Source organism: Marinifilum sp. D737 (assembly GCF_026672275.1).
Taxonomy (GTDB): Bacteria; Bacteroidota; Bacteroidia; order Bacteroidales; family Marinifilaceae; genus Marinifilum.
Genome location: NZ_JANQCD010000003.1, coordinates 207,336 through 233,257, shown reverse-complemented (window position 1 = coordinate 233,257; position 25,922 = coordinate 207,336). Strand labels below are relative to the sequence as shown.

Below are 25,922 nucleotides of genomic sequence, written 5' to 3'. Positions count from 1 at the left end.
CCTGTCATTTTTCTAAAGGTATTTCTATTGTAGCTGTAACTCCTTTTGATATTGCCGTATCTAAAATAAAGTTACCTCCAAATGCATTGGTTCTCGATTCTACATTTATTAATCCTACGCCTGGATTCTCTTTCATAATAGATGTTTTATCGAACCCATTACCATTATCCTCAACCATTAAAATTAGGCTATCCGGATGTTCTACCAGTTGCACTTGCACTTCTGTTGCTAACGAATGCTTCACTGCATTGTTGATTAATTCCTGGCATATTCGGTACAAACCTAATTCAATCAACTCTGGAAACCTTTCGCTAAGAATCGAGTGATAAAAAATAATTTTTATTCGTTCAGCCCGATTAATTCGATTTACTAAATTCTCCAATGCGGGAATGATACCAAAATCAAGCAAAATTTTGGGCATTAACTGATGCGAAATATCTCTAATATCACCTGTTATTGAATCGATCATATCTAAAATTTCGGACATTTGACCAGTGAATTTTGTATTGTCCATTCGATTATTTTCTGACGATATATTTTCCAACAAAAGACGAATTGTAGATAAACTTGGCCCAATTCCATCATGGATTTCCTTGGCAATTCTTCTTCTTTCCAATTCCTGACCTTCCAACATCGAGTTCAAAGCAACCATTTCCATCTCTTTGTCCCTGGTGATATCCTCAATTATAACAATATAACCTTCAACTATTTTTCTGCCTCGTATATTTATAAACTTATCATCAAATTGCAATGCATCCAAATTAAAATCTTGATGTTGATTTTCAGAATTTTGAGTCAATTTAAAATACAATTGTTCCACATGTTTTATTTGATCAAAAATTACAAGATCATTTAATTCATTGGGGTTAACATCAAGCTTTAAAAGAGAAACAGCCTGATCATTTACAAGTACAATTTGATCACAATTATCTATTGCAATCATACCATACGGTGCATTTTTAACAACTGAACTCAAAAGATTCTTAATGGAATCGTTATGGACTTTCTTTTTCATTTACTAGCTTTCAATATTATACAAAGTCAGACCTTTGCTCTGTAATATTTCATTCTTAATATCAATATTAAATAATATTTCAATACCAATTAACAGATGTGACTTTTTTATTCATCCAACGTCCAATAGTTACAAAAGATATTAGATCAAATAATACGAAAAGTCATGTCTAAAACATTTAAAAATTTCATGTCTGAAAAAGGAATGAAATCAAACCGAAACAGAAAACCGGTTAAGTCCTCTCCTAAAAAGAAACTTTTACATGAGTATTATCAGGGAGTTCTGACCGACGAATTAGATGAAAGATATAATTAATGAATTCTGTAAGTAGGTGAAATCACCTACTTTTTTTCTGTAATTCTACTGAGAATCAAAAACGGTATTTTACTCGATTTTTATTTCATGTACACTTCATACTTTTAACTGTATCATAATTTATAAAGTTAAGAGATGAGAAAGTCTGTAAACGGGAATTTATCCGATGAACAACTAGTTCTGTTTTATTTGCAAGGCGATCAAATGAGCCTTGGTATATTGTACGAAAGACATTTCAACCATGTCTATTACAAATGTCTTTCTTTCACAAAAGATTCATCAGAAGCCTATGATTTTGTGCAGGAAATATTCCTTAAAACATTTGCTAAACTACATCTGTTTAAAGGAAATGCAGAATTTTCAACATGGTTATACAGAATAACACAAAACTTCTGCATAGAACATTACAGAAAGAAATATAGAAACCAATACGAGGTACTTTCTTCAGCAGCTTATAGTTTACAAGATGAAGAATATACCCCTGGTAAATTCGACAATATTTCAATTGAAAGTATTATTAAATCAGTTTCTGAAACTGATCAATTGATGCTGAAATTAAAATATTTAGAAGGAAAAAGTATCAAAGAATTACAAGAGCAATTCAATATGGGTGCTAGTGCTGTTAAAATGAGATTACAGCGAGCAAAGCAAAAAATTAGTAAACAAATGAAATTTTCCAGTGAAATAATGTGACTTTTCAATTTTGTACAGTCTAATAAATATCCAACTAAGGGTGATGTTTAAATATTTGCATTAATATGAGATGATTATTTCACTTAAAAGATAGATAAAGTCAGTTTGTTGTGGACAATAACCAATAAGACTAAATTCGTAAATTATCTTGTTATAACTATGTTTTATTTTTTAGGGTGAAACAGGAAGTGTTACAATCTGGTTGCTGTAGCACTTCCAATCGTCTCTATTTCCATTAATCCACTGAAGAACACTTGTTTGGTTTTGTTGTTTAATATCAGACTCCAGAAAGGGGCAGTTTTTAATTTGTACATATTTGTTAGTTTACTGTTCCTGCCCCTTTCAATATTCCATTCGTATATGACAAAACAGAAAATAGAACTTAGGCATTTAAAAATTGACGACTATTATTCATTAAAAGAAGCGTCAACTGAAGCTTATTCGGGAATAGGCGGTCAATTTTGGAGTAAAGGAGACCTGGAAAAACTTCTCGATATATTTCCCGAAGGTCAGATTTGCATTGAAATTAATAATAAGGTTGTGGCCTGTGCTTTATCCATAGTAGTAGACTACAAACAGTTTGGGAACCAACACACTTACGAACAAGCTACAGGAAACTATACTTTCTCAACCCACTCAAAAAATGGAGATGTTTTGTATGGTATTGAAGTATTAGTGCATCCTGAACACAGAGATAAAAGGCTTGGACGAAGACTATATGATGCCAGGAAAGAACTCTGCGAACAATTAAATCTAAAATCCATTATTGCCGGAGGTAGAATTCCCAATTACATGCGATATGCAGATGTTTATAGTCCCCGAACTTTTATCGAAAAGGTAAAAAATAAAGAAATTGAAGATCCAGTATTGGGCTTTCAGTTGGCCAATGATTTTCATGTAAAGAAAATACTTAAAGGGTATTTGCCTGGTGATGCAGAATCGAAAGAGTACGCTACCCTATTGGAATGGAATAATATTTATTACCAGGAACAAGAACAGCTAATCAACTCCCCAAAAACATCAATCAGACTTGGTATTGTTCAATGGCAAATGCGAATATTTGAGAACCAAAAAAGTTTAATTGAACAAGTGGAGTATTTTATTGATTCCCTGAGTCGTTATAAAGTTGATTTTATATTACTTCCGGAACTATTTCATGCACCACTTCTGGCCAATTATGAAGGCTTGTCTGAATCGGAAGCAATTAGAAAACTTGCTCTAACTTCTAATTCTTTAAAAAATAAATTCATTGATTTCGCCGTAAAATACAATGCAAATATTATTGCGGGTTGTATTCCTGCAATTGATGATTTTCAACTCAAAGGAATCTCATATTTATTTAGAAGAGATGGCACTATCGATTATCAATTTAAAATACATCCTTCTCCTGCCGAATCTTCCTGTTGGGGAATGAAAGGCGGACATGAAATAAAAGTTTTGTCGACTGACTGTGGAAATATTGGGATCCTTTCAAGTTATGATATCGAATTTCCGGAATTGGCTAGAATTATGTCACAGGAAAAAGTTGAAGTCTTATTTGTTCCCTTTATTTCCGATTCTAAAAACAGCTATTATAGAGTGCGAAGATGTGCACAGGCACGTGCCATAGAAAATGAATGTTATGTAGCTATTGCAGGATGTGTTGGAAATTTACCGAAGGTTTCGAATATGGATGTTCAATATGCACAATCAGCCATCTTTACTCCTTCAGATTTTTCATTTCCTACAGATGCAATATTGGCCGAATCGACACCAAATACCGAAATGACTTTAGTTGCTGATTTGGATTTAAGTTTATTAAAAATATTGCATGAATTTGGCACCTATCGAAATTTGAAAGACTTGAGAAACAACTTATATAAAATTCAAAAAATATAATTCAAAAGTCGTGACTTTTTATAGATCTATCGTCTAAATGTCATAATTCTAAAAAAACATTTAAAATGAAGAAACTATTATTACTTATAGGTATTATTCCATTAATGGTTTTTGGACAGGATAATGATGTGCCAAAACAAGTTAATGATGCATTTCAAAAAATATTTACAGATGCCGAAGATGTTATCTGGACTGAAATGAATGGGGAATTTGAAGCCTCTTTTTACGTGGACGAAGAATATAAACTTGCTATGTTTTCTGCCGATGGCAAATGGCTTAAAACCTCTACATCTATCAATGTTGAGTCTGCATCTGCAGAAATCACTAAACCAATTTATAAAAAATATAAAGGTTCGGTCATCGATAATATTTTCCTGGTGGAAACAGCCAATAAAATAAAATTTTATCGAATTCAGGCTGATGATGGAGAATCAATATATAAAATAAAAATGTCTGAAGTTTATGAAATATTAGAGTCGAAAAAAGTTTCATTTTCTTTGACTGATGAAGATGAGGAAGAAGATGATGAGTTGGAGTAAAATGTTTTACTTTACATTTACTTAAGGCTGAAAGTCACTCTACCCATGGAGTGGCTTTCTTTTTCAATAAACTATAACACTGAACAAAAATTAAATCATAAATAATCACGAATAACAATGAGCATAAATAAATTGATAGTAGGAAGTGAAGAATGGTGCTCTCTCCCACAGTTAAGAATTCCGGCTATTAAAGCACGTGTAGATTCAGGTGCAAAAACATCATCCTTGCATGCAATTAACATCATGGCTTTCAAAAAAGATGGTGTTCCTTGGGTGAGTTTCGATGTTCATCCTTTACAGAACAATGGCAAAACAACAATTCATTGCGAAGCACCCGTTCACGACAAGCGTAAAGTAAAAAGTTCCAGCGGATCCAGCGAAGTTAGGTTTGTGATTAAAACTATCCTGACTATAGCCAATGAATCCTGGGAAATAGAAATCACACTTACCAACAGAGATAGTATGGGATACCGTATGCTTTTGGGAAGAGAGGCCATGTCGGGAAAAATGCTGGTGGATCCTGAAGCTTCTTGCCTATTTGGCTCTCCTTCCAATGAATCATTGGATGAATTCTATTTTACTCACATCATACAAAAAACAGGTTTAAAAATAGGCCTGTTAGCCAGTAATCCTGAATTATATAGTAATAGGCGAATAATAGAATCGGGACAAGAAAGAGGACATGAAGTTGAATTTTTAAACATTAAAGACTGCTACATTAAACTTGATGGTAAAAATCCTGAAATGCACTATAGAGGCGGACGTATCCTTAATGATTTTGATGCGATTATTCCCAGAATACGACCAAGTGCAACATTTTATGGATGTGCGTTAACTCGTCATTTTGAAGCCATGGGAGTATACACTCTAAATTCTGCATCAGCAATTACTCAATCAAGAGATAAACTCTATGCATTGCAACTTTTAATCAACAATGGACTTCCCATACCAACCACCGGATTTGCCAATTCACCCCTTGATACAGATGAATTAATAAAAATGGTTGGTGGTGCTCCTTTAATTGTAAAACTTTTAGAAGGAACACAAGGAAAAGGTGTAGTGCTTGCTGAAACAAAAAAAGCTGCCGAAAGCTTGATTAATGCATTTAAAAGCTTAAGAGCCAACATACTGGTGCAGGAATTTGTAAAGGAAGCCAACGGTAAAGACATAAGATGTTTTGTGGTGAATGGTAAAGTAGTAGAAAGTATAATGAGAACTGCGGCTCCGGGCGAGTTCAGAGCAAACATACATATGGGAGGAACTGCTGCAATCACCAAAATAACTACACAAGAAAGAAAGATTGCTGTTTTGGCTGCCAAAACAATGGGGCTCAAAATAGCAGGTGTTGATATCATTAGAAGCCAGTCAGGTCCATTACTACTCGAGGTGAACTCATCTCCCGGCTTGGAAGGTATAGAAGGAGCATCAAATAAAGATATTGCCGGTAAAATGATTCAAGCAATAGAAATAGCTTTGAAATACAAAAAATAAACTGAGTTAATGAATATACTTTTTAGGAATGAAAGGCAATAATCAATAGAATAAAACAGATGCAATGTATTTTGCTTTTGTAATCACACTCCATTATTGCAATTGTGGAGAGGTGCAGGAGTGGTTGAACTGTCTCCCCTGAAAAGCGAGTATACGCCAAAAGCGATTCGGGGGTTCGAATCCCTTCCTCTCCGCTTCGCAGAAATGCAACAAAAAGAAAAACCTTGTAAAACGTACGTTTGCAAGGTTTTTTTCTTTTATACCAGTGTAAACAAACACATGAAAATACAAGAAAAGGGTGTTTCAATTGGTGTAGTTACAAATCACAAAAAATGCTACACCTCACCTTGACTCTAATGCACTACAATACACCGCTTTGCTCTATTCAAAAATCACTCATTTGCTAGTTTTGAAAAATTAATTTTAATCACTCAAAACAAATTAAAATGAGTAAATCCACATCAATTTTATTTTTTGCTAGAAAAACGACTAAACTGAAAAATGGCGAATCTCCAATCTTTGTTAGAATTACAATTGATGGTCAAAGATTAGATATTTCATTAAAAAGAAGTATTGATTCAAAGCATTGGGACTCCAAAAAAGGAAAATGTAAAGGCAATTCCTTAAAAGCAAAAGAAAACAACCGTTACATCCAACATATGAATGAAAAGATCTTAAAGCTGATTAATGATCTCGAAATTCAGGAAGAATTGAATTGCAAGAACCTAAAAGCTTGTTTGAACCAAGAAAAAGACGAGCATAGTATCATTGGCATTTTCAAAAAACACAATGACAGATGTGAAAAGCGTGTTGGTATTGATATGGCAGAAGGTACACTTGAAAGATATAGCACCTGTTTAAAGCACACTCAGGAATTTATTAAGAAGCAATACCATTTAAATGACTTACCACTTAGTAAGATTAATCATCAGTTTATATGCGATTTTGAGCATTATTTCAGAACGGAACGAAAGTGTTCTACAAATACGACCTCTAAATACCTTAAAAACTTCAAAAAAATTACTAATTGGGCATTAGCCAATGAATGGATGAGATCTGATCCCTTTGCTAAAATCAAGTTTAAAATGGAGAAGATTGATAAAGAGTATCTGGATGATGAAGAACTAGATAGACTGATTAACAAGAAATTTGAAATTAGAAGATTGGATGTTATTAAAGACTTGTACCTATTCTGCTGTTTTACAGGCTTGGCATTCTCTGATGTAAAATCACTTAATCAAGAGCATATTATTACTGGAATTGATGGAAACAAATGGATAAAAAGCAAAAGGCAAAAAACAAAAATTGAATTTGAAGTTCCCTTATTCAATATCCCAAAAGCAATTCTTTCCAAATATAAAGATGATCCTATTTGCCAGATTCAACAAAAACTATTACCCGTTCCAAGCAACCAAAAAATGAATGCTTATTTAAAAGAAATTGCCGACTTATGCGGTATTAATAAGAACTTAAGCACTCACTCAGCCCGTCATACTTTTGCGACAACCGTTACATTGGGAAATAATCTTAATATTAAAGCAATTTCTAAAATGATGGGGCATACTAACACCAAAATGACTGAAAATTACGCTAGGGCTAGTGAAAAATTAATTTCTAACGAGATGAATAAAATTCAAGGTGTTTATCAATATGGATAAGAATGACAGTATTCCCCGATCAATATTAATATTTTTCGGGGGATACTTTCTCTGTAATATCTTAAGCACAAACAATTTCTGAATTCTTAACACAAAAAGCAAGAGTCCCACCAGAACCTTCATACCTCCACCTAAATATCTATATTTATGCAATTTACAAGAATAACACTTAAGTGATTTACCCTAATTTACTCCCCGTTGGGATTTAGATAGTTAACGGCGATAATAAGAAACATAGGGCATTGAAAAGCACTTGCGAAGCCGCTTATTAAATTTCATGTTGTTAAACTTATACTATCTGTGCAATAATTCTACGACCGATTAGGCAACGGTATATTTGATAGTAAAAGAAGAGACAACTATTATCATTTATAGATAAAAAAAACATTTTTTCAACATTTAAACTTAAAAAAACGACTCTTATATAGTCACTCAGTGTGTACTAAAAATTATTGTCATATCTGAATCACAGTCTTCACCTCTGTGTAAAAAAGTGTAAAAATAAATGACCAAACAATTTGCCCCAAAACCAAATACAAGTAACTATATTTTTTATTTCCAAAGTATTTTGTGGTAAGGAAAACCCCAACAGGGATAGACAAGACCACATGCGTGAGTAGAACTATTCCAGTCAATCCATACTTGGCTTTAAATTTTATAATTCGCCGCCTTCTTTTTGTAAATATTCTTTTAGTTTTTATTCTGTTTTTGAAAATAGCAGGTAATAAAACATCGTAAATTTTAATTAGACCTTTAGATGTAAAAGTAAACAATACAAGTCCTACTATTCCACCAATGTTGGTGTATAGTATCGTCTCAAAAAATGACATCTCCAATACATATATGGCAATTGGAAAAACTGCTGCAAATTTCCAACTACTAAAAAAAATGATTAAAATCTCCCTCACGATATATTAAGCTAATACTTTCAGTAGTAATTACTAATAAGGTTGAACAACAAGTTAGTAATTTTAATTATTCAATAGTTTATTTTATTGGTAACTTTAATCTAAAGATTTGGTTTCATACAAACCATTATACCATGAAAAAAAAAGAAACCTTCTGGAGTCCTTTAGATAATGCTGCTAAAATATTTCCAGCCATTCGTAACAAGGAGCAAACTACAGTTATGAGGTTATCGGCAGTATTAACAGAACCGATTGTCATAAGCAGTCTTCTAAACGCCATTAAAAAGGCCGAAGTAAGGTTTAATTATTTTAAAGTACAATTACGTAAAGGCTTTTTCTGGTACTACCTCGAACAGGTTGATGATTCGATAAGAGCTTTGCCAGATGATAATGTACCTTGCACAGCTTTTGACATGAATAAGGAAAATAAACTATTGCTGCGAGTACTTGTCTTTAAAAATCGCCTAAGTGTTGAGTTCTCACACATTCTTACCGATGGCCACGGCCTGTTCATCTTTCTGAAGTCAATTCTTATCTACTATTTTAAAGAGAGAGGATTAATAAGTAATAATCAAATAGATCATTTTTTCACCAGGGATTTCGATAAAGAAGAAATTGAAGATTCATATCATCGCTATTTTAAAGAAAACATCCCAACAGTTACAAGGCAAACTAAGGCATTTCATTTGCCTTTCCAACTAAGAAGCAAACCACGATTTGATGTTTTGTTCGCCATTTTATCCATAAACGAAATTCAACAAAAAACACAAGAAAAAGATGTAAGCATTACCGAATACTTAGTCGCGGTTTATCTTTTAGTTCTGCAAGACATTTATTTTGAACGCAAGGGAAAAGGCATATCTCCAAGAAATAATATTGCTCGAATCCAGGTTCCTGTTAATCTCAGAAAAATATACCCAAGTAAGACAATGCGTAATTTTTCACTTTTTGTAATGCCCGAATTAGATTTTCGCTTGGGCAAATATTCATTTGAAGAGATACTCAAAATCGTCTATCATAAAATGCAGGTGGAAACAGACGAAAAACTCATTAGTAAAATAATCTCTCGTAATGTTGGTAGCGAAAGAAAAATATTACTCAGAGGAATACCCCTTTGGTTAAAAAGTCTTGTTCTGTATCTAAAATACTATTCAGAAGGAGCCAACCAATACAGCGGAGTAGTAACCAATTTGGGAAAAGTAGACTTACCTCCTTCAATTAGCAATAAAGTTGACTTTTTTGCTGTTACACCACCTCCCCCAAATAAAAAGCTTAAATTAAACTGTGGAGTTATTGGATATGGTAATAAACTTGTTTTAAGTTTTGGAAATATTTCCAAATCAAAAGATTTTGAGCAAAAATTCCTTCACTTTCTTAGTCAGCAGGGAATAAATGTGAAACTGAAAAATAAGATTTAGATATGAGCTTTTGCAATTATTGTGGTGTAGAATTGGACACCAATATGACTTTTTGTCCATTGTGTGGTTTATCCAAAGGAAAGAAACCGAGTGTCCCTCATGAATCAAAATCAAAACAATTTAATTTTGAGAGTGAAATTCAGAATTGTAGTAAGAACCTGACAAATGCTCAGAAACGAAAACTGTTTTGGGAAATATCTGGCATAATCTTATTATCAGGAAGTATTGCAACAATGATTATCAATTTAGTTTTAAACAAAACAATCTCCTGGTCATTATATAATGCAGTTGTCTCCATAGCACTTTTTGCCAACATCAGCTGTTTCACATTCAGTCGTAACAAAGTCATTTTTTTAGTCTTGGGTAATTTCTTTTCCAATGCTCTTCTAATTGTACTTCTAGATTTGATAAGTACAAATACGGGTTGGGGAATAAAACTAGGAATACCTATTCTTGTTTCGCTATATGCTCTCTTGGTTATAGTGTTTTGGATTGTGAAAATATCAAAACATCATGGATTTAACATCTTAGCAGCAATATTTTTTGCAATAGGCATATTTCTGATCTGCACAGAAATTTTTATATCACTCTATTTTAAAAATGCTATTCAACTTCGATGGAGTATCATTGCAGAATCATGTCTATTACCAATATCAACATTATTGTTATTTGTGCATTATAGGCTCAAGGCTGAAATAAAGTTGCGTAGATTCTTTGATATTTAGAATCGTACAAAGAGTTCAGACCATAGATCGCGATTCAAAACAAAGTACAATATAAATGTTGCAATCCAACCATGAGCAAGACCAATAGCCCACAAATTTCTCCATTTTAGATATACTGTAATAAACACCATCTCTAAAAAGAAGGCGAAAATCATAAGCACATAACTTGGGTAATGAATTAAGCTAAATAAAGTTGATACCAGAAAAATGATAAAAAACCTGTTAATTTTCACTTCTGAAATGGCTATTAAGTTATGTGATATAATACCCAACATCATAAATTGTTGAATAATACCCCAACATGGATAAAGTAAAAATATCAAAATAAAATGCCAGGAAAAAGATAGCTTACTATTATAACTCCCATAAATAACAGATATTACAATACTTATAAAAATTATAGGGATCAAATAAATTATTGTTTGCTTGAAATGCTCTTTCTTAAAACCCCAAATATGCAAGCTTTTGGGATTAGTTTTTACTCTGTACAAAATATAAATAAGCCAAAACAAAATAACACCTGATGTATAGAATGCCCTTAAATTTTTCCAATCCATTAAGATGAACTTAAATACTGCCGTTACTATGACCGCCAGGATCTCAAAGTAGTATTGATTTTTGAATTTCAATGGACATTATTAATTTATAAATTCATACTCCAAATAAACTAATATTCTCTTCTCGTATTACAGTTCTCAAATGCTTTTGGCTTAAAAATTATATTTTTAAGTGTTTAAATTCTAATGCCATTGCAAAAAACACCAACAGCTTAGGTTTGCTAATAATCATAGAGATACTTTTTAAGGAAGTGCAAAATACTATAGCAGCACCAAAATTTTTCATTAGAAAATGCATTTGAGTAAGTGATTTAATATCTACACAATTCTTGTGGATAATTTTGACCCTAAACAGGGCAATATGAAAATACTGATAACACTATCAGTTTCGATTCTTTAGCACCCCACCAGAACCACACTACCCCTGCACAAACAACACTATTCATTGACTTTGCAAGAATTACACACAAGAGAATTACCCTAACATATTTCCCTTTGAAAATTAGCAAATTAGATTAAAAACACAAGGAGGTTATAATTTGACTATTAAACTCATGAAGCAAAACAATTTTTAAGAGAGATAATGAAAGTAAAATTCAAATACATCCAAGTTAATGATGTGGAATTGCCTAAGGATTATAATTGCTTGATGAGATATTAAAAATAATCTTTAAAACTCTAATCCAACAAATAAGTGTATTATTCCATAATAATTTGCTTATATGGTATAGTGAATGAAAATTTTGTGCCAATATTTTGTTTTGAGTTAAACCAAATATCTCCGCCCAACAATTCTACTAAAGATTTTGTAACTGAAAGCCCTAATCCTGAACTATTAACTTTGTTCTTTACTTGATAAAAGGGCTTAAATATATTCTTTTTAACCTCATTAGGAATTCCAATACCAGAGTCCTCAACATAAAACTCCAAATAATTCTGTCGCTTAAGGTAACCGATTTTGATTTTCCCTTTTTTCGTAAATTTAATTGCATTTCCTATTAGATTGTTTAGAATTACATTCAATTTTAGTGAGTCAGTAATTATCATGGAAGCATCTCCTTTTAGTCCATATACTGTGCTCAAACTAGTGTTTGATAATTCACTTTGCATTTTAAAATGCTTTGTAGATTCATCTAGGAATAAATTTAAATCTAAGATTCCATTAACTACAATCCCATCTTGTGATTCTAATTTAGATCTAATTATTAAATTATTCAATAATTCTAACAGGCTAGATGAGCAAGTGTTTATATAATTGGAATAGATAATAATTTTTCCTCTATCCAAATTTGGGGTAAGCAAAAGTTCAGAAAAACTTATTATTCCCGCTAAAGGAATCCTTATCTCATGTGCTATTTCAGCAATAAATTGCAGCCTCTCTTTAAGAAGTTCATTTTTAGTTTTCATATCGATATCTCTAGTTCTAATTACAAAATGCATTGAATTAGATCATACTTCGAATTGTTCACCTAAGTAGGACAAAATCCACATTAAAAATGTACAAACCTATTTTGTTACACTGATATATAACGAATTCACAACTAATAAAATGGCCAAAGGGATTTAATTTCAAATCTAGCATTGACAAAAGATCTGTATTCAAGATGTTTTGACATGAATCTTTGCTTTGAATCTATAGTCATGGCTTGTATAAAATATTGTAAATTACCTTTAACAATTTGTCTCATACCCACCGATGATAAATCATTTATTGTCATTGAACAAACTCCACTTCGTATCATCTCATCAAGCTCTACCTTAGCAACTTCGGTGATTATATATTCTTTATCTTTAGCCTGACAGGCTGCATCCTGAATCAAATCCTGTATGAATTGTTTCTTTTTCATTAGACCTATTTTAGGGTGAAAATCCGTTTTCTTAGGTGAGCTGAAATCTCATTCTTAAATTATGTCCATTAAATCTAAAGTGCTTGTAATCAATTTTAGATCACAAATCTGGTATAATGGTAATTTTTCCAGAATTTTTCAATTAAGATTGGAATTCGATCAGATCATACTTAGGAGAATAATAGGCAATTCGTTATACCTATTCTAAACTGAATTATCAATATGTATACGTACTCTTTTCTTAAAGGTTATTGAAATATCCAAATAAAATAGTAAATAATAGAAACATACAGCTATTTGGTTGGAAATTGCTCATTTTATACATAAATAGGATCCCATAATAAGCACTCTTTATAGTTCTACCGTCTATTATTATAAAAATTTAACGAATCATATATTGCTTTATCAACCGATGTAAATTTAATACCCAAACCCTGTTTTGCTTTTTTGTTGTTATAATAATTGTTAATTGTTAATATTCTTGCATTTACAGATGATATATTGGTTTTAAATTTTAGAATTCTAAATAAATCTCCAATCAAACCCATAGTCAATAACAAATAATCGGGAATACGAATTAATACTGTTTTTTGACTGTTGATTAATATCATTTTTTCATAGAACTCCTTATAAGATAAATTTTCATTGGCAAGAATGAACTTTTCACCTGACTTTTTCAGCTCAAATGCCTTTATGATAGCTTTTGCCACATCAGAGACATGAACAAAATTTTTTCCCCCTGAAGGGTAAAATACAAAGCGTTTATTTAATGCATATAGTATTATTTTCCCAGAGCTTGGTTTAGTATCATAGGCGCCAAGCATAAAAGTTGGGCTTATGGTTGTAATGTTCAACCTTGCGGTTTCCTTATCGATAACATCCTGAGCCTGTTTTTTGCTAATTGCATAAAGCGATTTTGTAAAAGGTGCTTTAATGGGCTTACATTCGTCACCTGGATCAGCTAAGCTTCCATAACCATAAGTATTTGCCGAACCAATGTATATTAGCTTCTCTATATTGTTCTGTATACAAGCTTTGATGATGTTTTCAGTTCCCTGCACATTTGTCTGATGATAATCCTTAAGTTTTAATAATCCTTGTGAAGTATTTGCAGCTGTATGAACAACATACCGACAACCTTTTACTTCATCAATAATCTTATTTAAATCAGACAAATCTCCCTCGACAAGTTTTAAATTTCTAAGTTCAGATTTTACAAAATTACTTTTCCTGCGTATTAAGGCAGTAACGTAAAACCCTTGCTCAATAAGCATAAAAGCTAAATTTGTACCTAACAATCCATTTATCCCAGTTACAAATACTTTGTCCACTACTGTTTATGTTTTAATTCTCTACGCACAGCTTTCGAAAACAAAGAAAGTCTCAACCATATTGGCACTGCTTTTAACATTAACCAACCAAACTTGTTTCCGTTAAGCATTATAAATGTGTTTCTTTTAAAAAGCTGCTTGATTGATATCTTGGCTACTTTCTCTGTTGATAATAATCCAACTTTACCCAAAAATCCTTGTCTGTTAATTCTTTCGGTTACCTCAGGATTAGTTTTCATTGGTCCGGGATTTAATACACTTATAAAAATATTTGAATTTTTACATTCCTCGTATAAACCAAGAGAAAAGTAATTTACAAATACTTTTGATGCAGGATAAACTGTTTTAAAGGCAACCGGACTAAATGCAGCCATACTAGAAACGTTAAGAACATATGAATTCTCCTGCTTTTTCAAATTTTGAAATAACTGTTTTGTCATAATGGTAGTCGCCATTACATTTAATTGGATAATTGTATTCAGGTAATTGATATCAGCATCGTTAAACCTTTTGGTCCCTCCAACACCTGCGTTGTTTATTAAAATTGAGACATTGTATCGTTTGTTAATGTCATTTGTTATTTCAACTATATTTTCAATGTTAGTTAAATCAGTTTCATAATATAAAGATTTACGATCGAATTTATTTTCAATTTCCACACATATATTTTTCAATCCAGTGTTGGGTAAATCAATGAGTATCGTATCATAACCAATCTTTGCTAATTCATAAGAAAATGATTTACCAAGACCTGCTGCCGCTCCTGAAATTACTGCGAAATTCATATATTATTTTATTAATTTGAGCAATTCATATACATCCTTAGAAAGATAAGCTTTATTAACCTCTAATTTTAAAAATAATACTTAATCTCTTAATAAGCGAACTAGTTTAATTATAGAAAATGTTTTAAGATCTCTTTTAGTCTTTAAATAACTCCAATTTTATAATTATTCCATAGCAACCCTTCAGTCTAATTTACTCTAGACCAATTATTTTCATGCATCCTACACAAGTTACATTTAGATTTTCTACCCTAATTTACTACTTACAGATCGTAATTTAAATAAGATGTGTTTGTCCAAAAGTAAACTGTAAATTGAAGCTTAATCAACAATACTATTATCATTGAAATGACTACTCATCTGTCATTTTTCAGATAATAGAGTCTAAAATATACTTCCTGAAATATTTCTTCATTTAAAAATAACATCGCTTTTTTTTACAACCTCCTAAATACCTGACATATACACCTCAGCTGAAATTAAATTACAAAATCATTTCTTTCTTTTAATTCAAAAAACCTATTTCCTAAAATTAAAAGCTCTACATTTGTGTCGTCCATCAGGGGCACCTATTTAATGTTTATAAGGTAGTTTATAGTAGTTTCGTTTTTTTGAGTTTTCTCTTCTTTACAATTTTATTAATCCATTGCTTTATTTTTTTAAATGTTTTAAAAATAGCTGATCAGCTGTTTTTAAAAATTATATTCTAATTTAATATAGAATATATTGGAGTTCTCGGATAAAATAAAATATTTAACAATTTAAAATTTAGTAAAGATGCAAGAAGGTACAGTAAAATTTTTCAACGATTCTAAAGGATTTGGTTTTATCTCAGTCACAGAAACAGGAGAAGATATTTTTGTTCATAGTAGTGGATTAATTGATAATATCAGAGAAAATGATAAAGTAAAATTTAATACAGAACAAGGAAGAAAAGGCTTAAACGCTGTTGACGTTGAAGTTGTTTATTAAGCTATAAACTTATTCAATTATTCTAAATTTGCATAATGCATCTTTAGTGTTACAATAAGATTTTTTTAATCCCTGGAAGAATGAACTTCCAGGGATTTTTATTTATTCCTCACAAAGATCAACTTGCTCTTTCTTTTCTGACTATCTCGTTGCTCTATTATAAATTTACCTGTTGATTTTATTAATGGGGTTAACTTTTGAAATCCATAGTTTCTAGGGTCGAAATTTGGTTGTTTCTTCTGCAACAAGCTACCAACATCGCCTAAAAATGCCCATCCATCATCATCAGATAAGTCAGTAATTGTTGAAGCAATTAATTTTATCTCTTTTACAGTAATTGCATCAAATGCTTCTTTCTCTAATTCCTTATCTTCTTCGCTCTCCTTCTCTTTGGTCTTGGTTTTTAATATCTCTATGTAAATAAATTTATCACAAGCTACTATAAATGGGTTAGGTGTCTTTTTCTCTCCAATACCAATTACTAACATTCCGGCCTCTCTTAAGCGAGTTGCCAGCCTGGTGAAATCACTATCACTAGACACGATGCAAAATCCACCAACTTTGCCAGAATACAAAATATCCATAGCATCAATAATCATCGCTGAATCTGTAGCATTTTTTCCAGATGTGTAACTGTATTGTTGTATTGGTGTTATCGCATGTTCAAGCAAAGCTGGCTTCCAACCCGAAACAGTTGGTTTTGTCCAGTCACCATATATCCTTTTTATTGATGGAACACCAAATTTAGTGATCTCATCAAGCATTCCTTTGATAGCAGAATAAGGAATATTATCGGCATCAATTAACACCGCTAAATTTAGGTCTCTATTTTCTTTCATATTTCATTTTAAAATTCAGCATACAATGCTTTAGGATAAAAACATATTCTTAAAGATAACTACTGCCAAAGGCTCTGTTATAATATAAACGAGATTGTAAATGTTTGCATTAGCTATGCTTAGCAATAAATTTTAAAATTATTGCACCTTGTATACAAAAGCATTAATATTCATTCCAGCACCTACAGATGCAAAAACAAGCTTCTCCCCTTCATTTACAGCACAAGCTCCCAATTTCCCTTTTAGAATTAGATCGTACAATGTCGGGATGGTTGCTACAGATGAATTGCCCAACCAATCAATGGTCATCGGCATTACTCCCTGTGGGATATTGTTTATTTTGTACAAACGATATAGCCTTTTTAGTATTGCTTCATCCATTTTTCCGTTGGCCTGATGAATTAAGACTTTGGAAATTTCACTCAAGTGAGTATTGCTCTTTTCCAGGCAGTTTTGAATGGCTTGCGGCACATGCTCGAGTGCATACTGGTACAATTTTCGGCCATTCATTTTTAGGAAATGATTGCCTGCATTTTTAACATGAGGATTGGATGAGCTGCCCATATACAACATTTTAGAGTAAACCAAAGTGTCTGAACGCATTTTGTGTGCAAGAATTCCTACCGGGCATTCACTGCTTTTACCTTCCAATACAATGGCTCCGGCACCATCAGCATACAACATACTGTCACGGTCGTGAGGATCAGAAACCCGGGACAATACATCTGCTCCAATAACCAGAGCCCTTTGTGCATCTCCCGATTTTATGTAATAATCGGCTTGAATAACTGCCTGAATCCATCCCGGACAACCAAAAGTCAAATCGTAAGCAATTGTATTAGGGTTCTTGATACCCAATTTGTGCTTTACCCTTGCAGCTAAACTAGGAACAATATCCAAAGCCTTACTGTCACTTTTAATATCTCCAAAATTATGAGCGACAATGATGTAATCCAACTCCTCCCCATCAACATTTGCCGACTCCAGGGCCTTTACAGCTGCTTCATAAGCGATATCAGAAGTAAGAAGATCATCCGACACATGACGCCTTTCCTTTATCGTGGTAATCTCATGAAATTTTTCAATGATTTCATGATTCGATTTATCGACTTTATCTCCCTTTCCTTCATAAAACTCGTAATCGAGAAAGTCCTTGTTCTTGATACAGCGCGATGGGATATAACTTCCCGTGCCCGTTATGATACTGTAAATAGTATGGTTCATAAATAAACGTTATGGATTGTATGATGTCAAATTATATATTGTATTCGAATTGATAAACAACAATATGGAGTTTTTTTTTATCAATCCAAAATTCTGATTCTTTGGAATTGATTCGATAATCTCAAGATACACAAATTATTTTTCTATAATCAAAATTATTTTCACACAGCAACAACCCCCTCCCCTTTAGTCTAAATTCTCTTGATAAAATTTAGATTTATTTCTACACCACAAAATAAGCTGGACTCATCAAAGCGATACAATTCTTGTATTTCTGCTCCCCATAAAACGATACGGAAACCTGATCGATTATTGTGCGAAAAAGGATATTAATTCGTTGCCTCTGCTGGAGTGAGACCCTGAAAAAAACGAACAGCCCAGCTAAACAAAGGCCGAATTCTCTGACAAATGCCTGTTGCTTGAGTAGCTACCGGCTTGATGCATGAACCCGAATTAGAGTTCTAGCGGAACAAGCAGCAGGACTTTGGTAAGCCCTGGCGAAATTTTTGTCGAGATCCGAGGAGTGAACGCCTTACCTCCTTACAAGAATCGATTGTTCGCCGATGCAATAGCAGAATTCTGTCCTGACATTTGCATACCAAAAAAACGCCTAAGCCGCAAATTTCAAATTTGCGGGAGCTGGGGTAATTTCATGAACAAACTTAGAAATTGAATTTCTTACGGTGCTGTTTTAGTCTTTCCAAGGAGGGGAAGAATGCTTCCTGTTCGGGTAGAAAAACTTGTTTGTTGTGGAGCTGCTGAAAGGCGATGTTGTGAGAGTGGTCCTGCACTTTTTTGTGGACCAGTACGGTGTAGTCGTCCGAAATGGAAATGAGACCGCTATCAAAGGCACGATGAATGGTTGGTGAAAGGGCAATACCATTGGTGATGGTGTCGTCGTGGGTTTCCGCAAATGGGATGATGTGGCATGCATCAACCATGGATACCGATAATGAAAATTGGATTCTGAGCCCGGTGATCGCACATTGGTGTTTGTAATGTTGTTTTACGCCTTTTCGGAACATGTGGCTGCGTAGGGCCAATTCTTCTTCTACTTCGGCTTTTGATTTTTCTTTTATGATGCGTTTTACTTTTCGGACATAGTTGTGTGCCGGATCGAAAAGTATTTCATTTTGTATCTCTTGACTAGCTGCTGGTACTTGGGATAGCTCTGCATTTTTGTGCTTTGGGAAATAGGCAGACAAAATATTTTGACGTAGGATTTCCCTTTGCATTGGATCCATTAGCTGTAAAAAGAACTCCTCAGACAATTTGGCTGCTGCCACACAATTGACCAAAGCCCGATAGCTTTTGATTGAATTGCTATTGGTTACCGGTAAGTTTTTGCCCGGAAAAGTAATAAGTTCCCAAAACTTTCCTTTCTCATTCTTTAAATGGAAAAACGGAAGTGAGAAATTGGGTGTATGCCCCGTGTGAACCAATTGGTCCCAGAGATTGCGAAAATGAACTAATAATTCTCCTGTGGGTTCAATCCAATTGGTAATGATTTCTCCATAGTGGAAAGATTCGATCACTGCCAAGAGAAGGATTGGTTTGTGGGGAGCGGGGCCGTATTTGCTTACTCCCCTATTTAAACATGTTATGCTATCATTCAATTTACCCATATTTTGCATACACTAGCAAATTTAACATTTTGGATAAGATTCTTTCATTAGGATGCTCACTTTTGTGCGGTATTGTATTTTCTAAGGCAGAACATAAAAGCAAATTGAATGAAAATTAGAAATTTGCGAGAGATGAGTTGCTATTCCTGCATACGCAGAGCACGAGCTACAAGCTCGCGCTAACGGGGGGTAGTTAAATAAATCTCGTACTACAATTATAATTATTTCAACTTAATACTACAGCAATTTAGCTACTTCATTAGGTTGTTTTTATTAATTTAGCTAAATTATTTATCACTTTAACACACCACTTTTGAGAATATGATTTACCCATGCAAGGAAAGACAATTCCTAGGTAACACTAAAGAAATCACGAGTTATTTTTCTGCAAAAAATAAATATACGATATTAAAAAATACGGATAGGTTAATAGATCTTATAGAGATTTGTTTCAGCACATTACTATTCTATAATGTAAGATCATCTAAAAGGTTTATTATCAATATCAAAGGATTAGACTACAAAATAGAATTTAATGGGACAGAATTGAATGGTAATAAATCTGACGTAGTTCTAGAATTAAGCGAAGCTGTTGATTCAATTGTTCGAAGTGTATTCATTCAGATATCCTATTCTATCAATGAAGTTCATTTTAAAAAACTTCAAAAGCTACTAATTTCAATATTTGAGACTAAAAACATAAGTCTTTCTCATAAGCTAAACATACTTAATTTTGAAAATGAATCACTTAAAGATAACAACCAATTATTGTTATTCAGAATTGAAGAAAAAACAGCAATTAAGTCTATATCATCTAGAATCAAACTAGTATATTCTTTATTCATAGAACAACAAACACTTTCAACTGTTGAAAACCCTGAAGTCACTTATAATGTGTTCGAAAATTTTATCAAATCCTCTTTGAGAGTGTTTATTTCTAGGAATCATTTCACAGAAGGTATTAACTTCATTAAAGATGAACTAGATCGATTTGAAGATGTTGATCCTGCTATAGAGTTAGATGAAAGTAAGATTGTATTTATTCTACTGAGTAACCTAGTTACATACAACAATTTATTCCAACTAATCTCAAAAGAGGAACTGAAAGAGCTTATTGATGATTACAAAACTTTCTTAAATGAAGAACACTCACGATCAATTTATAATGATTTAGATTTTAATCCTAACAATTTTGAGATCAAAGATTTTTCAATAAACTTAGCAGATCCGAAATATAAAAATATTGATCTCAATAACATAAATACAATAATCTACTTCATAATTCACGATTCCAACACAGATGATTACCAAGAGATAAAAATAGACAACAACTCTATTTTTATAAAAAAAATCAATAACCTATTTGATGATCCTGTATTTGCTTTTTTGGACAAGCTTAGAATACAAATAGATGGAATGCCGGTATCTGTTTTTTCAGATTCAATTGGAAACCTTTCGTCATCACACCTATTGGGAATAAGTATTCCTGATTTTTACCATCCAGACTTTGACGTTATTGATGAAAAAGTTGTTGAAAAAGATTTAAGTCTTGAGAAAGCAACAAGAGGTGGCAGTTATCACCCTCATAAAGATTTCATAGTTGAAACATTATTGAAGCTCCATGATTCTGGTCAACTTCCATTTACTATTGAAAAACGTGATATTACTTCAAGTTTAATATCAAATTACTTAGTAATGTATCTTAATCAAAACACCCCAATAGATCAAAGATTATATACCATAACGAACTTCGACTCTTACTTTAGGATTAAAAACAAATATTTTGAAAATATTAATCAATTCGAATTTGATGAAATTAATAACCTGGGTGAATTTATAAGAAATACTGAAATTTTGAATGACAAACAATTTCTATCTTTTTGTTATGCTCTCCTAGAAAAGACAATAAAAAAATCTATTGAGGTAGGAGGTCTGCACAAGAATATGTGGACCGAGAAAAAAGGCATCAACCATCCTATAATGGAAGTGTTAGCACAACGTATTATTTACAATACTATTAGACATGTAGCAGAAATGAAAGGAGTTCAAATCTCAAGGGAAACAATATCCAGCAATGGTAGCCTTGATTTCTTTTTCCAATATACCAAGAATGACAGATCGTATAGAGTATGTGTTGAATTAAAAAATGCACATCACGACCATGTTGACGAAGGTAATTGCAAACAACTCACTGAGTATATCAAAGACACTGGAAAAAAGGAAGGAATATATCTAGTTTTGTGGTACAAAGGAGATAATTTCAATAAACCTACAAAGTACGACTCAATTGATGAATTGCAGAAAAAATTGGATTTTAATTTAGTTAAGCCATATAGAATCAAAAATATGATTATCGATTGCTCTTGGGATAAAACAAGTCCATCAGTAAAAGGCAAGCAATAAACAGAAGTCCTCAAACAAGAGGGCTTTTGTTTTTATTTTTTAATCCTTATAGTTTCATATCTGAATTTCTGCCAATAAACTAGATTCTCACTCGCAACATTTATCAATTAATACACTGCAAGCTGTTAAATCAAAAACAATAAAACCTGTAGCGTCCTGCTTATTTGACACTTACCAGATATTCGGTTAACTTTATTTGAATCGCAACTTGATATTTGTGTCCGCCAGATACCTTTAGGCAAAAAACATAAAACCTATAACTAATAACTAGCTACAGGCTTTTCGTTTTTAGCGTTGCCGTATTCGTTTCCATTTTATTATATCTGTTTTGAATTTCTTCAAAAGTCGAAATTCAAATAAGTGTCAACTATGTGCCTTGAATGTACCCAATGAATGCCAACGGTTCGGCTATGAGCGCTGTTAGAGGCTGGGCTTTAATAACAAATCTTTTTGCAATAATCTATTTGCCCTTTATATTCATTCTCAATATGTGAAATTATTGTTGTACATATTTCTTTGTAATCTTCATCGGTTATTGGAGCCTGTTCGGAACGCCAACCACCATGAGACAAATCATTAATAAGAGTATATGCTCTTGTATCTGTTGGTATATTTTCTCTAATATATTCTGCTATACTTTCTCTAGAAGTGTCAATCTTATCAAACTTTGTAAGTGTTTCTATTATATGCCTAATTGAATTTGCTGTTGTATGATTAGCTTCCCTATCCTTTTCGGCTATATTGTAAATATCAAAAAGGTGGTTAATATATGGGACTGTCAGGTTATTATTAAAATCAACTAGTTTTCCTTCTTTTAAAAGCAATCTTTTATCCAAAATATTATTTGATGTCAGAACTCTCATAAAGTCATTATTATGAGTAAACATTAAGAATTTAACTCTTGTAAGTTTATCAACTATTTTGTCTAAATCTCTAATGACACCGCTTAAGGTATAAACATGAGTAAAATCCATACTAGAAATTGGGTCATCAATGACAAAGAAGATATTTTGGTAATCATCTTCATTATTTATTTTAAGATGAGTGTCACCGATATAATATGCAAAAGCTACAATGTTCTTTTCACCTTCACTTAAAACATTTCTTGCCTGGTTTTTCTCTAGGATATTAGTCTTAAATTTCAATCTAAAGGTTTCACTATCTAGAGTATATTTATCGGAGAAAAAGTAATTTAGAACAGTTTTTATAGTTTCACCCACTTTATCCTTCTTGCTTACTTTTTGTTGTTCTTTTTTCTTTTTAATCTCCTCATTAAGCTTCTTATAACCTTTTCTTAGTTTGACAATATTTCTACAGTTCGTTCTATGAGTCTCAACTAGTTTATTAAATGCACTATGACAGAGTAATTTTCTTGTATTTTTATTTTCATCATTGATTCGGTTCTTTTTTCCATTTATTGTACTAATTGCTTTATTATTTAAATCAATGGCACTATTGAGCAGTGATTGTTTTTTTTCAATTTCTTCAAGAAGCGTCTCTTCAAAATCAACACCTTTAGAAATATTAATAAGTTTGTTTTCAATTATATCAATGACTTGTTGTAAGTAATTTAGAATGTCTTGAATCTCGATTTCTACTAATACTTCTTTCGCACTTGAAGGAATATATTTAGTTTTATAATTATTAAATTCAATAATCCGCTTAGTATTAAAAGCTTCTATCTTCTTAACTAATTCTATAGTATCTTCTATACTTGATTTATATGCATTGAAAATCTTTATTGTCTGAGCTTCAGTATCGTTTAAATACTTCGTATAATTATCAATTAGTGATATTGCATCTTGTTCAATACTTTGTTCACAAAATGGACAGACCTCTAAATTTTCAAGTAATGCCATACCAGCTTCTATAAAAGGTTGCTTTTCCTTTATCTTAGTTTTAAAATCGTCAGCTAAACTACTTAATGAATAAGACTTCAAACAATTATCTTTAATCTTGTTTAATTGTTCAAAATCTAAATTTAGCCGATTGATTTTTGTAATATCCGGTAAGTTCTCAGGAACAGACTTTATTTTATTATAATCATCTAGAAGTTCTTCAAAAGATTTTGCAACCGGAACAGCATCCTTATCAATACTCGCAAATACATTTTCAAAGTTCAATTTACGATATTCAGTCAATCGTTTTATATTTTGGATACTATTAATATTTGTATTAAGATATGATTCTATTTCACTCTTAATTTGCGCTGATAAAGTAGTATCTTCTTCTTCAATGTTTTTTAACCTATCTTCATCATCTTTTAAGTCAATATTAGTCTTACCAAGGATAAATCCTTCTATTTCACTATCTTTTTCATAACCTAGTGCTCGAATATTTTCCTCTACATAATCTTGATTAAAAGTATGGTACAAATATTTAGTTTCAGGTATGTTTGGTACTTGGCCTCGCCTCAAATTAATTTCAAAATCATCTTTGATATTCCCCTGTTTATCAATTACAGAAAATGAAAACTTCGCACTGTTTTTTCCAAATGAAATAAGTTTGTCTGTTGGACTGTTAAAGTCTTTATCAAGTTCTAAATTTGTTTGATTTTCAGAAAGCCTGAATAGTCTGCTCACAAATGTTTTCCCGCTACCATTATTAGCAAATATTCCTAGTTTTAAGGTACCTGATTTAATCTCCCTATCTAAACTATCAATCGGAGCTATATTCTCACACTTTATTAGTGTTTTTATCTTTTCTGCCATTTTTATCTCGGGTTGCGTTTTTTTGCCCTTTTGTTAAGGCACATCCTTTAATTTTAACTTTAGTTAGACACGGTATTATTTTAAATTTCCTCTATATTTTTCCATTAGTATGCTAGCTTCATTAATTATTGATTTCTCTATTTCGTCTTGATTGTCCTTAAGAAAATTTTCAATTGATAGAATGTCAGAATTATTAACTAATCCTTTTTCATGTTTTACTAACATTTCTAAAATATTTATACCTAAAAGTTGCTCCTCTAGTAAATAGAAGTCTGGATTGTCTGTATGCTCGATAATTGAAAGTTTTGCATATTCAATAAATGTCAAGCTTTTGTTATCCTCAGAAAGAAGAGCAAGTGATGCAAAACAAAATGCTCTACGCATTTTCATTCTTCGGTTTTCAGATGAATCTTCATACTCCCAAAGACTATTTTTAAATAAGTACTTAAAAAGGTTTTCAATATCCTGAGTAAATTGACTTGTTTTATCGTGCTCTGTTCTATTCGCTAAGATTTTTTGAAATTCCTCAACAATGAATTCAGACTCTGGATGGTATATTGGGTTTTGATCTGAGTAAGTAAAAGTTTTCAAAATCAAATTCTGGGTCTCTTTAGCGATATCATCATTTTCAGCAAAAGCACTTATCCAGAATAAGCCAAGAATTAATATTGAAACTATATTTTTCATTTTTGAGTCATATTGTGCCTAAAAGAGTTTTATAAAATTAAAATATTGTTTACGAATTATATTAAAATCATAACATTATTATTCTGTCATATCGTAATTCTTATTAAGACTCTTTTAATTATTATTATCTAAATTAATCCTTATGCTTGTTTGATTTAGAGTTGAACTAATGAAAATATTGAATATCGATTGATGCCTCCCCCAAACCACATAAAAAAAACACCCGCAAATCCATTGACTTACAGGTGCTTTTTATAGAATTGGCAATTTGGCTCACAAAGCTTTGTTTGAAACAAGTATT

At 32.1% G+C, this 25,922-nt stretch carries 22 protein-coding genes and 1 tRNA gene; 11 read left to right on the top strand and 12 right to left on the bottom strand.

Annotated elements, in window-relative coordinates; translation table 11 throughout:
* Positions 1-4 precede the first annotated feature (4 nt).
* Complete coding sequence (locus tag NQ163_RS04095) at positions 5-1,015, bottom strand: sensor histidine kinase (protein WP_268189013.1); 1,011 nt, start codon at positions 1,013-1,015, stop codon at positions 5-7.
* Positions 1,016-1,180: 165 nt separating this feature from the next.
* Between NQ163_RS04095 and NQ163_RS04090 the strand changes: the two genes are divergently transcribed.
* Both NQ163_RS04090 and NQ163_RS04085 read left to right on the top strand, forming a co-directional pair.
* Positions 1,181-1,330 carry a hypothetical protein gene (locus NQ163_RS04090; RefSeq protein WP_268189012.1) on the top strand — a complete coding sequence of 50 codons (150 nt, stop codon included), beginning with the start codon at positions 1,181-1,183 and terminating at the stop codon, positions 1,328-1,330.
* Between the two features lie 135 nt (positions 1,331-1,465).
* Positions 1,466-2,023 carry an RNA polymerase sigma factor gene (locus tag NQ163_RS04085; protein WP_268189011.1) on the top strand — a complete coding sequence of 186 codons (558 nt, stop codon included), beginning with the start codon at positions 1,466-1,468 and terminating at the stop codon, positions 2,021-2,023.
* 191 nt (positions 2,024-2,214) lie between these two features.
* On the opposite strand, the gene NQ163_RS04080 is transcribed toward NQ163_RS04085, so the two are convergent.
* Positions 2,215-2,337 (bottom strand): hypothetical protein, encoded by a 123-nt coding sequence (locus NQ163_RS04080; protein WP_268189010.1) that lies wholly within the window; start codon positions 2,335-2,337, stop codon positions 2,215-2,217.
* Between the two features lie 46 nt (positions 2,338-2,383).
* Between NQ163_RS04080 and NQ163_RS04075 the strand changes: the two genes are divergently transcribed.
* The 7 genes from NQ163_RS04075 (at position 2,384) to NQ163_RS20805 (ending at position 10,640) form a co-directional block, all read left to right on the top strand.
* The gene (locus tag NQ163_RS04075; protein ID WP_268189009.1) at positions 2,384-3,901 is read left to right on the top strand and encodes a carbon-nitrogen hydrolase family protein; all 1,518 of its coding nucleotides are present in this window, start codon (positions 2,384-2,386) and stop codon (positions 3,899-3,901) included.
* 65 nt (positions 3,902-3,966) lie between these two features.
* Positions 3,967-4,440, top strand: a complete 474-nt coding sequence (locus tag NQ163_RS04070) for a hypothetical protein (RefSeq protein ID WP_268189008.1) — start codon at positions 3,967-3,969, stop codon at positions 4,438-4,440.
* 117 nt (positions 4,441-4,557) lie between these two features.
* Positions 4,558-5,931 (top strand): 30S ribosomal protein S6--L-glutamate ligase, encoded by a 1,374-nt coding sequence (gene rimK / locus NQ163_RS04065; protein WP_268189007.1) that lies wholly within the window; start codon positions 4,558-4,560, stop codon positions 5,929-5,931.
* A gap of 106 nt (positions 5,932-6,037) precedes the next feature.
* Positions 6,038-6,125, top strand: a tRNA-Phe gene (locus NQ163_RS04060).
* A 252-nt stretch (positions 6,126-6,377) separates the two neighbouring features.
* Entirely contained in the window at positions 6,378-7,589 is a 1,212-nt protein-coding gene (locus NQ163_RS04055) for a site-specific integrase (protein ID WP_268189006.1), read from the top strand.
* Positions 7,590-8,631: 1,042 nt separating this feature from the next.
* Positions 8,632-9,915 (top strand): hypothetical protein, encoded by a 1,284-nt coding sequence (locus NQ163_RS04050; RefSeq protein ID WP_268189005.1) that lies wholly within the window; start codon positions 8,632-8,634, stop codon positions 9,913-9,915.
* 2 nt (positions 9,916-9,917) lie between these two features.
* Positions 9,918-10,640, top strand: a complete 723-nt coding sequence (locus tag NQ163_RS20805) for a DUF6320 domain-containing protein (RefSeq protein ID WP_442786018.1) — start codon at positions 9,918-9,920, stop codon at positions 10,638-10,640.
* Here the strand turns inward: NQ163_RS20805 and NQ163_RS04045 are convergent.
* From NQ163_RS04045 to NQ163_RS04025, 5 genes are all read right to left on the bottom strand, one after another.
* A complete protein-coding gene (locus NQ163_RS04045) occupies positions 10,637-11,197 on the bottom strand; it encodes a CPBP family glutamic-type intramembrane protease (protein WP_268189004.1) in 561 nt (186 codons plus the stop codon). The two genes, NQ163_RS20805 and NQ163_RS04045, sit on opposite strands and share 4 nt — an antisense overlap.
* 699 nt (positions 11,198-11,896) lie before the next feature.
* Positions 11,897-12,604 (bottom strand): sensor histidine kinase, encoded by a 708-nt coding sequence (locus NQ163_RS04040; protein ID WP_268189003.1) that lies wholly within the window; start codon positions 12,602-12,604, stop codon positions 11,897-11,899.
* Between the two features lie 134 nt (positions 12,605-12,738).
* Positions 12,739-13,044 (bottom strand): hypothetical protein, encoded by a 306-nt coding sequence (locus NQ163_RS04035; RefSeq protein ID WP_268189002.1) that lies wholly within the window; start codon positions 13,042-13,044, stop codon positions 12,739-12,741.
* 359 nt (positions 13,045-13,403) lie between these two features.
* Positions 13,404-14,375: an NAD-dependent epimerase/dehydratase family protein gene (locus NQ163_RS04030; RefSeq protein ID WP_268189001.1), complete on the bottom strand. Its 972-nt coding sequence runs from the start codon at positions 14,373-14,375 to the stop codon at positions 13,404-13,406.
* Positions 14,375-15,160 carry an SDR family NAD(P)-dependent oxidoreductase gene (locus NQ163_RS04025; protein WP_268189000.1) on the bottom strand — a complete coding sequence of 262 codons (786 nt, stop codon included), beginning with the start codon at positions 15,158-15,160 and terminating at the stop codon, positions 14,375-14,377. Before NQ163_RS04025 ends, NQ163_RS04030 begins: the two co-directional genes overlap by 1 nt.
* Positions 15,161-15,937: 777 nt before the next feature.
* Here NQ163_RS04025 and NQ163_RS04020 point away from each other — a divergent pair.
* Positions 15,938-16,132, top strand: a complete 195-nt coding sequence (locus NQ163_RS04020) for a cold-shock protein (RefSeq protein WP_268188999.1) — start codon at positions 15,938-15,940, stop codon at positions 16,130-16,132.
* Positions 16,133-16,230: 98 nt separating this feature from the next.
* Here NQ163_RS04020 and NQ163_RS04015 read toward each other — a convergent pair whose 3' ends face one another.
* The 3 genes from NQ163_RS04015 to NQ163_RS04005 all read right to left on the bottom strand — a co-directional run bounded on the left by NQ163_RS04015 (position 16,231) and on the right by NQ163_RS04005 (position 19,730).
* Positions 16,231-16,971, bottom strand: coding sequence for an NYN domain-containing protein (locus tag NQ163_RS04015; RefSeq protein WP_054717675.1), 741 nt, complete (start codon positions 16,969-16,971; stop codon positions 16,231-16,233).
* Between the two features lie 138 nt (positions 16,972-17,109).
* Positions 17,110-18,195: a 3-oxoacyl-ACP synthase III family protein gene (locus NQ163_RS04010; protein ID WP_268188998.1), complete on the bottom strand. Its 1,086-nt coding sequence runs from the start codon at positions 18,193-18,195 to the stop codon at positions 17,110-17,112.
* Positions 18,196-18,857: 662 nt separating this feature from the next.
* Positions 18,858-19,730, bottom strand: coding sequence for an HNH endonuclease (locus NQ163_RS04005; protein ID WP_268189027.1), 873 nt, complete (start codon positions 19,728-19,730; stop codon positions 18,858-18,860).
* A gap of 411 nt (positions 19,731-20,141) precedes the next feature.
* Here NQ163_RS04005 and NQ163_RS04000 point away from each other — a divergent pair, with 411 nt between their 5' ends.
* Positions 20,142-22,223 carry a hypothetical protein gene (locus NQ163_RS04000; RefSeq protein ID WP_268188997.1) on the top strand — a complete coding sequence of 694 codons (2,082 nt, stop codon included), beginning with the start codon at positions 20,142-20,144 and terminating at the stop codon, positions 22,221-22,223.
* A gap of 434 nt (positions 22,224-22,657) precedes the next feature.
* Here the strand turns inward: NQ163_RS04000 and NQ163_RS03995 are convergent, their stop codons facing one another.
* Both NQ163_RS03995 and NQ163_RS03990 read right to left on the bottom strand, forming a co-directional pair.
* Entirely contained in the window at positions 22,658-24,934 is a 2,277-nt protein-coding gene (locus NQ163_RS03995) for an AAA family ATPase (protein ID WP_268188996.1), read from the bottom strand.
* A gap of 75 nt (positions 24,935-25,009) precedes the next feature.
* Positions 25,010-25,621: a hypothetical protein gene (locus NQ163_RS03990; protein ID WP_268188995.1), complete on the bottom strand. Its 612-nt coding sequence runs from the start codon at positions 25,619-25,621 to the stop codon at positions 25,010-25,012.
* Positions 25,622-25,922: the final 301 nt, after the last annotated feature.

What these genes read in the sequence shown, in the direction of transcription:
- NQ163_RS20805 (WP_442786018.1), top strand. Translation starts at nt 9,918, where the DNA reads ATGAGCTTTTGCAATTATTGTGGTGTAGAATTGGACACCAATATGACT.
- NQ163_RS04000 (WP_268188997.1), top strand. Translation starts at nt 20,142, where the DNA reads ATGATTTACCCATGCAAGGAAAGACAATTCCTAGGTAACACTAAAGAA.
- NQ163_RS03995 (WP_268188996.1), bottom strand. Translation starts at nt 24,934, where the DNA reads ATGGCAGAAAAGATAAAAACACTAATAAAGTGTGAGAATATAGCTCCG.
- NQ163_RS04045 (WP_268189004.1), bottom strand. Translation starts at nt 11,197, where the DNA reads ATGGATTGGAAAAATTTAAGGGCATTCTATACATCAGGTGTTATTTTG.
- NQ163_RS04070 (WP_268189008.1), top strand. Translation starts at nt 3,967, where the DNA reads ATGAAGAAACTATTATTACTTATAGGTATTATTCCATTAATGGTTTTT.
- NQ163_RS04050 (WP_268189005.1), top strand. Translation starts at nt 8,632, where the DNA reads ATGAAAAAAAAAGAAACCTTCTGGAGTCCTTTAGATAATGCTGCTAAA.
- NQ163_RS04035 (WP_268189002.1), bottom strand. Translation starts at nt 13,044, where the DNA reads ATGAAAAAGAAACAATTCATACAGGATTTGATTCAGGATGCAGCCTGT.
- NQ163_RS04025 (WP_268189000.1), bottom strand. Translation starts at nt 15,160, where the DNA reads ATGAATTTCGCAGTAATTTCAGGAGCGGCAGCAGGTCTTGGTAAATCA.
- NQ163_RS04075 (WP_268189009.1), top strand. Translation starts at nt 2,384, where the DNA reads ATGACAAAACAGAAAATAGAACTTAGGCATTTAAAAATTGACGACTAT.
- NQ163_RS04015 (WP_054717675.1), bottom strand. Translation starts at nt 16,971, where the DNA reads ATGAAAGAAAATAGAGACCTAAATTTAGCGGTGTTAATTGATGCCGAT.
- NQ163_RS04095 (WP_268189013.1), bottom strand. Translation starts at nt 1,015, where the DNA reads ATGAAAAAGAAAGTCCATAACGATTCCATTAAGAATCTTTTGAGTTCA.
- NQ163_RS04010 (WP_268188998.1), bottom strand. Translation starts at nt 18,195, where the DNA reads ATGAACCATACTATTTACAGTATCATAACGGGCACGGGAAGTTATATC.
- NQ163_RS03990 (WP_268188995.1), bottom strand. Translation starts at nt 25,621, where the DNA reads ATGAAAAATATAGTTTCAATATTAATTCTTGGCTTATTCTGGATAAGT.
- NQ163_RS04055 (WP_268189006.1), top strand. Translation starts at nt 6,378, where the DNA reads ATGAGTAAATCCACATCAATTTTATTTTTTGCTAGAAAAACGACTAAA.
- rimK (WP_268189007.1), top strand. Translation starts at nt 4,558, where the DNA reads ATGAGCATAAATAAATTGATAGTAGGAAGTGAAGAATGGTGCTCTCTC.
- NQ163_RS04090 (WP_268189012.1), top strand. Translation starts at nt 1,181, where the DNA reads ATGTCTAAAACATTTAAAAATTTCATGTCTGAAAAAGGAATGAAATCA.
- NQ163_RS04080 (WP_268189010.1), bottom strand. Translation starts at nt 2,337, where the DNA reads ATGTACAAATTAAAAACTGCCCCTTTCTGGAGTCTGATATTAAACAAC.
- NQ163_RS04085 (WP_268189011.1), top strand. Translation starts at nt 1,466, where the DNA reads ATGAGAAAGTCTGTAAACGGGAATTTATCCGATGAACAACTAGTTCTG.
- NQ163_RS04040 (WP_268189003.1), bottom strand. Translation starts at nt 12,604, where the DNA reads ATGAAAACTAAAAATGAACTTCTTAAAGAGAGGCTGCAATTTATTGCT.
- NQ163_RS04020 (WP_268188999.1), top strand. Translation starts at nt 15,938, where the DNA reads ATGCAAGAAGGTACAGTAAAATTTTTCAACGATTCTAAAGGATTTGGT.